We start from the raw sequence: 1,805 nt of genomic DNA on the forward strand, positions 1-1,805 counted from the left end.
TTTCCCTCCCCGCCGCTCTTCCGATCTGATCTCCCCGGCCGGCTCGATGGCGACACGTGCCGATTCGCGGAAGCGCGGCCAGCCCGTAACGCGGTCCGGCCCGCCGCGGATCTGTCTGCGGCGGGCCGGACCGAGGAGAGACGAGGGAGCTGTCAGCCGATCTCGGCCCCGAACGCGCTCAGCGCTTCCGGCACCGGCTGGAAGAAGGTCTCGCCGCCCGAGGAGCAGTCGCCGCTGCCGCCCGAGGTCAGACCGATCGCGGTGTCGCCCGCAAAGAGCGAGCCGCCACTGTCGCCCGGCTCGGCGCAGACCGTGGTCTGGATGAGGCCGTTGACGATGTCGCCGCTGCCGTAGTTCACCGTGGCGTCGAGCCCGGTGACCTCACCGTCGTGCACCTGGGTGGTGGAGCCGCTGCGCTGCACCTGCATGCCGACAGTCGCCTCACCCGCCTTGGTGATCGCCTGCGAGCTGCCGTTGTAGAGGTTGACCTCGCTCGGGTGCTCGGTGCTGCCGCTGTATTTGACGAGCGCGAAGTCGTTCTCGGGGAACTGCGAGTCGACCATCGAGCCGATCGCCGCGCCGCCCGCCGAGTCGGACCACTCGCTGCCGGCCTGCCCGCAGTGTCCGGCGGTGATGAAGTGCGGCTCGCCGTCCTTGACCACGTTGAAGCCGAGCGAACAGCGTCCGCCGCCGGAGTGGATGGCGTCGCCGCCCGCGATCAGGGGCTTGAACTCCCCGGCGGACTTCTTCAGTTCGGCCTTGCCGCCCAAGCCCTTGACGACCTGGCTGAGCTTGTCCCACGCCGCGCCCTTGACCGTACGGTCGGCAGTGACGACGACCCTGTTGGTGACCGGGTCGACGGCCCAGGAGGTGCCGGGGATGGTCGCCTTGACGGTGAGGGTCTGCCGGGCGGACTTCAGCTCGGCGAGGGTGTTCTCCACGATTCTGGCCTTGCCGCCCGCCTTGCGCACGGTCTCGGCGGCCGCCTCGTCGACGACGTTCACCACGAGGGACTTGGCGTCGGCGTCGTAGTACGTGCCGGCCGCGTCGGTGCCCAGGTCCTTGCTGAGGGTGGAAGCAAGGTTTCCGGCCGCTACCGCGGACAGCGTCTTGGCGACGAACTGGTCAGTGTCGTCACTGGCGTTCGCACTCTGGAAGGTGACGCCCGCGGCTACCAGTGCGACGACCGCGCCGCCTGCGATCGCCGCTTTCCTTTTGGGTATGCGTCGGTGCTTCAAGATCGACCTCCTGTGGGGGCCGTGTCCGGGCAAGTGGGGTGCCAGGAAACGGAGGATGAGGCGCCCACTATTCCGATACCGACTGGTAGCACACAAGGTCGACTTCAGGACGCGCACACGACAACACGACTGCGTTCACAGGGCCTTCACGGGAAGCGTCCCCACTGGTCGGTTTCGTTTGCGAACACCGCGTGCAACCAGGCCATGGGCGGCGCGTAAGGACTAGGAGCGTGGGTCGGTAACGAGCAAGCGGCTTCGTTGCTGTGACCGGCGGATCGGTTGCGGCGGCCCTGTCCGGGCCTGTGGGGCTCTGGCGGGGCCGTGTCGGCCGGGTGTCCGGCCAGCAGGGCTCGTCACGTGGCCGGGGAGGCCCGGCCGGTCAGCCGGCCAGGGCGGCGATCCCTGCCGTCCCTGCGTGCCGGAAGATCTTGCGGAGGTTGTGGCAGGCGGCCAGCAGACGCCACTCGCCGCAGGCGCCGTCTTCGCCGCGCAGGAGGAGCTGGCGGCCGTTCTGGCAGGTCATGATCTGTCCGAAGACGGGTTCGATGATGGCTTTGCGGCGGTTGT

At 68.9% G+C, this 1,805-nt stretch carries 2 protein-coding genes; both read right to left on the reverse strand.

What is annotated here, in order from left to right:
• Positions 1–152: 152 nt before the first annotated feature.
• Positions 153–1,238 carry a S1 family peptidase gene (locus ACWDO5_RS35340; protein ID WP_450534623.1) on the reverse strand — a complete coding sequence of 362 codons (1,086 nt, stop codon included), beginning with the start codon at positions 1,236–1,238 and terminating at the stop codon, positions 153–155.
• 379 nt (positions 1,239–1,617) lie between these two features.
• On the reverse strand, positions 1,618–1,805 hold a 188-nt coding region (locus ACWDO5_RS35345), incomplete at its 5' end, for a transposase (protein ID WP_450534624.1).

This window comes from Streptomyces sp. NPDC000880 (assembly GCF_053599675.1).